We start from the raw sequence: 3,370 nt of genomic DNA, 5'->3' as shown, positions 1-3,370 counted from the left end.
GACTTATTTTGTGAAGATCTTTTCAAAAAATGATATTAATAAATGAAAGTTTATTAAAAAGTAAGGGTAAAAACTAGTTTATTCTTTTGTGAAATGCCGTTCCTTTGAGAACGGCATTTTGGTTTTTATAAAAGAGTTGTTGAAATCAGTAGTTTATTGGTTATAAATTAATTTTAAAACTGCATTTCGCTTACTTCAGAAAAATTTAGCTACTGATTAAAAAGATTAACTTATGCTAATCTTTTAAATTCCATCTCACTTTTCTTTTGAGTTGAATAAATAAAAATTACGAATTCATAAATCAAATTTCGTAATTCGTCAACTCATGGCTTTTCTAAATCCTATATTCTACTCGCTTCACTAAGTTAGCAACACTATCGTCAAAGCCTAAAATCTCAACAGAGCTATTCGATAACTCTTTATTTACAGGATGATAATCTGATAAATTGAACTAAAATTATATTTTTTAATTTATAGAATTTTAATGACAATTGTAAAAAAAAGCTAAAGAGAGATAAAACCTTGTCAAGCCTTGAAAAATAAAAAAATAATGTTCCAATCATTTTTAGTGGGCAAAAAGGATTCTAAAACTAATATTTGGAGTTAGGCCTAAGGAAGTATTATTAACTTCGATCGTTTTAGAGGTATTGGATTGGTCGACTTTATAGTAGCGATTTATCGTATTTTTTTCATTTGTAAAATTGATAATTCCTGCACGAAAAATTCCTTTTGCGGAAGCAGAAATTGGAAATTTATAACTTATAGACGCGTCTAAACGTTTGAAATAATCGAGATTACTACTGTTTGGATTTTCATAATTCACAATAGTTGTGTTGCCAGATTTAGTGGTTTCGGTTCCAGAAACAGGTTGCGTATACGGATGACCATTGCGCCAGAGTCCACCAATAGATAAAGTTAGGTTTTGGATTATATTATAATTGAAACCAAAAGTAACCGAATGACGAATATCTACATTATTAGGAAAACTCGATGGAGCAAAAGCATCAAATTCATAATCGTTTTTACTCAAAGTATAACTTGTCCAAATACTGTAATTTAAGGCTGTTTTATTGGTTAGAAATTCAATTCCTTTTGCAGTATAGCTTCCATTTGCGTTCCTATATTGAAAATTATTATAAAATCCTTGATTGGAAGCGGTAATGCCATCAACAATTTTGTAAAAACCAGTTAAGTCGATAGTAAATGTTTTCTGTTTGAATTCGATTCCAAAAGACGTTTGCTTGCTAGTTGCAATGGGAATTGTAGTATTGTTAACAATTGCCCAACGTCTTTTTTCAACACCAAGAAAGTCATCTTCAAAATCAATGATTTGAGTTGTAGTTTGATTCTTTAATTCTGCTTCTATCTTTAAAGCCCATTGCTTGGAGAGTTCTTGTCTAAAATTGATTCTAGGTTCGAAAAGTAATTTGTTAAATTTTTGAAAATAATTGAAACGCATCCCTAATCTTAAAAAAGTACGGTTGTTGCGGAATTCAGCTTCGGTAAATACAGCTTGATTAATCAATACATTTTTCTTAGTACTAGAGTAGGAGGGTGCGCTTACGGTGGTTTGATTCAGCATCCCTGTTTCTGTAATTTGATATCCTGCTAAAAAGTGTAGTTGCTCTTTTAGTTTGTATTTTATGTTCAATTTTGCTCCAGTTTCTAAAACTTCATTTGCTTCAGTCAATAATTGATCATTTTGCAAACGATAATCTCTAGAGTTAATATTGTATTTGGAATAATAAGTATTGAAGTGGGTTGCCCATTTATCCGTCCATTTTGCATTCCATTCTACTCCAGTACCTAAATTTTTTTGCACTAAAAAGCTTGATTTACTTTCTGAATTATTTTGGTTATCATTAAATTCATCATAATCTAATGCATTGTTAATTCCTATTATAGTAGCTCTAAAATGATGATTTGCATTTAAATCGAAAAGTAATTTTGTTGTATAATCATAGAAATAGAAATCTGATTTAGTATTTACATTCTCGTTATGGTTGATTTCGGTATCTTGAAAACTTCTTTTGTAATAGTTTGAAAAGGTAGGTGTATTCAAGGCATCGGTAATAGAACGACGTCCTGAAAAATGCACCGACCATTTTTTGGCTAAAGGAATTTCTACGAAAGCATCGGCATCAATCAGGTTGATACCCGCACCGCCAGAAAGTTTGGTACTCACTTCGTTTTTGGTAAACATTGCAATCGTACTCGAAACTCCATCACTGAATTCAGCACTAGTTCCGTTTTTGGTTACAATAACTTTTTCTGTCAAATTAGGATTGTAAGCGGAAATTAATCCAAAGAAATGTCCAGAATGATACATTTTGATATTGTCCCAAAGCATTAGGTTTTGATCATTTGTTCCTCCACGAACATTGATGTTGGCAATACTTTCGTTTGTACTTTCGATTCCAGGTAATACTTGAATGGATTGTAAAACATCAGGTTGTACTAATCCAGGTAAAATTTCAAATTTTTTAGTCGTAAGAACAATACTTCCATCGGTAAATTTTTGTAAACCTGGCGTCAAATAGGTATTGATTAAAACTGGATTGAGCTCTTCTTTAGATGATTTTAGAGCGATGTTTTTACAAGTATTAGTATTCGAAAAAAAATCTTTAACAGAGATTTGTTGGCTTTCATATCCCAAGTAGGAAATTAAGACGGTTGCCTCTAGATCAATATTTGATAAATTGAAAACTCCTTTAGTATTAGTGGTTGCTTTTAAAGTTTTTTCCAATATAATAGAAGCTCCAGATAATGGATTATTAGTGTCAGCACTATTAATTTGACCACAGATTGAAATGGTTTTATTAGCGAAAGAAACAGTAATGTAACGAGAGTCTAAAGATTTGAAATTAAGTAAGCTGTTAGCATTCAAATAGTCAATAGTTTGCGTTATAGTAAGTACTTTGTTAGGTTTTTCAATTTTAATATTGGATACATCCGATACAGCATACGAAAACTTCACATCAAACTGTTGTTCAATTTGTTTTAAGTAGTTTTCTAATGTTATTTTAGTTATGTTTTTTTGACTATAACTCGAAACTCCGAGAAATAAAAGAACATATATGAACCCTTTTTTAATTTGCATTTTTGTAAAAAATAACGGTTTTACCTTCTATTTTATAACTGATTTGTAATGGAATTGTGATTGCATCCAATGCTGTTTTTTCGTTTGTATGTGTAAAAGTTCCTGTAAATAAGGAATTTGTATTAATGTCTTTTACATTGATTTTAAGATTGTATTGACGCTCAAGTTCACTAATAACTTGAATTAACGGGATATGATCAAAACTAGATTCTTTTTTCAGCCATGATGGACTGTCAGCTTCAAAATCAGGTACCTCTTCAATTTGATTAC

Annotated in this window: 2 protein-coding genes; both read right to left on the bottom strand. The window is 30.6% G+C overall.

Annotated elements, in window-relative coordinates:
* Nucleotides 1-565 precede the first annotated feature (565 nt).
* The gene (locus tag WBQ70_RS13025; RefSeq protein ID WP_423914953.1) at nt 566-3,100 is read right to left on the bottom strand and encodes a TonB-dependent receptor; all 2,535 of its coding nucleotides are present in this window, start codon (nt 3,098-3,100) and stop codon (nt 566-568) included.
* Nucleotides 3,090-3,370 (bottom strand): FecR domain-containing protein (locus WBQ70_RS13020; RefSeq protein ID WP_423914951.1); only part of this gene is annotated, 281 nt, incomplete at its 5' end. The genes WBQ70_RS13025 and WBQ70_RS13020, both read right to left, overlap by 11 nt.

Source organism: Flavobacterium sp. (genome assembly GCF_049590715.1).
Taxonomy (GTDB): Bacteria; Bacteroidota; Bacteroidia; order Flavobacteriales; family Flavobacteriaceae; genus Flavobacterium.
Note: the sequence above shows the minus strand (reverse complement) of the source record. Positions and strands in the feature narration are given on the sequence as shown.